Source organism: Nocardiopsis lucentensis DSM 44048 (assembly GCF_000341125.1).
Classification (GTDB): domain Bacteria; phylum Actinomycetota; class Actinomycetes; order Streptosporangiales; family Streptosporangiaceae; genus Nocardiopsis; species Nocardiopsis lucentensis.
The window spans coordinates 1-1,387 of record NZ_ANBC01000558.1; the positions used below are offsets into that span (position 1 = coordinate 1).

A 1,387-nucleotide genomic window follows, 5' to 3' on the forward strand; every position below is an offset into this window, starting at 1 on the left:
CGGCCGGACCAGCCTCGGCGGGTGCCGCCTCGGCGGGGCCCTCCTCAGCGGGCGCGGCCTCGGCCGGGGCAGCCTCGGCCGGGGCGGCCCCCAGGACGATGACCGACTGGGCCTGCGGGTGCAGGTCGCGGATGGTGTCGCCCGCGGCGATGTACTCGACGGCTTGCGCCCGGCCGTTGGCCTCGAACTGGTCGCAGGCGTTCCGGACGAGGATGACAGCGGATTCCGTGTTGTTCGTGAACCTGTAGAACTCCGTCGTCCGCTCCTCGGCGCGCACCTCCTCCGGCACGGTGTGGCAGGATCCCGGCGCCGCGTCGGCGATGACGTGCTCCGTGGTCTTGAGCTTGCTCCAGTCGATGACCTCGAAGGTCAGGGTGCCCTCCGCGGCGTGGGCGGGGGTGGCGACGGACAGGGCCAGCGCGCAGGCGGCGAGACTCGTAGCGGCGACAGTGGAGTAGCGGGCCACAGTCATCCCTTTCTGTGATGGATTGACTACACACAGTTATGCAGACACATAGATCCCTATCACGAACGGGTAACGGATGCGATGGGGAACCACCGGTCACCCCGAAGCCGAGCCGCGATGTTCCGTGTCGGGGACGGCCCCTACCCCTCGCGCAGACGCTCCCGAAGCGCGCGCAGGGACGTGAACCGGTGCCCCTTCAACCCCAGTTCGACCGCGGCTCGCACATTGGTCTCGCGGTCGTCGACGAACAGCACCCCCTCGGCGGGCACCTCCAGGCGTGCCAGGGCCCACTCGAACGCCTCCGGTTCGGGTTTGGCACGGTAGATCCGGCTGGACAGGCCCAGAACGGCGAACGGCTCCAGCACCCGCGCGTGGTGGTGGCTGAAGTAGTCGGCGATCTCCGCGGGGATGTTGGACAGCAGGCCCAGCCGCGTCCCCTCCGCGCCCAAGCCGGTGACGAACGCGACCATCTCCTCGTCCACGCGCGACCAGCTCTCCACGTCGAGCGCGATCAGCCGCCGGATTCCCTCCTGCGCGAACTCCACGCCCAGGTGCTCGGACACCGCCTTCCAGTACGCGGTCCCGTCCAGGTCGCCGCGGTCGTAGGCCTGGCGCGGACGCCAGTACGCCTCCCAGAAGTTCGCTCCCGCCACACCCGCGGCCCGCTCCAGGGCGGCGCGGCCCTCGGGGGACTGGTCCCGGGCGATCACCCCGAACATGTCGAAGAGCACGGCGTCCACGGATGGGCCTCCAGGTCGGTCGGGTCGGGTTCGACCACCCTAGCCGTCGCGCGACGGCACGCGGGCCCGAGCCTCACGCTCCCCGGGTGAGGGCTCCGACCGCCACCTCCGTGGCCTCCGCGACGAGGGCGTCGTCGTACGCCGCACCCGCCTCGTCACGGCTGGACATGACCGCCAGGAC

2 protein-coding genes and 1 pseudogene are annotated in these 1,387 nt (G+C 70.9%); all 3 read right to left on the bottom strand.

The window, feature by feature from the left end:
• A partial coding sequence (locus D471_RS40900; protein WP_051059223.1) for a hypothetical protein occupies positions 1–466 on the bottom strand: 466 nt, incomplete at its 3' end.
• Between the two features lie 140 nt (positions 467–606).
• Complete coding sequence (locus tag D471_RS0119245; protein ID WP_017600114.1) at positions 607–1,206, bottom strand: HAD family hydrolase; 600 nt, start codon at positions 1,204–1,206, stop codon at positions 607–609.
• 73 nt (positions 1,207–1,279) lie between these two features.
• Positions 1,280–1,387, bottom strand: a pseudogene (locus D471_RS41915) (class A beta-lactamase); the annotation flags it as partial.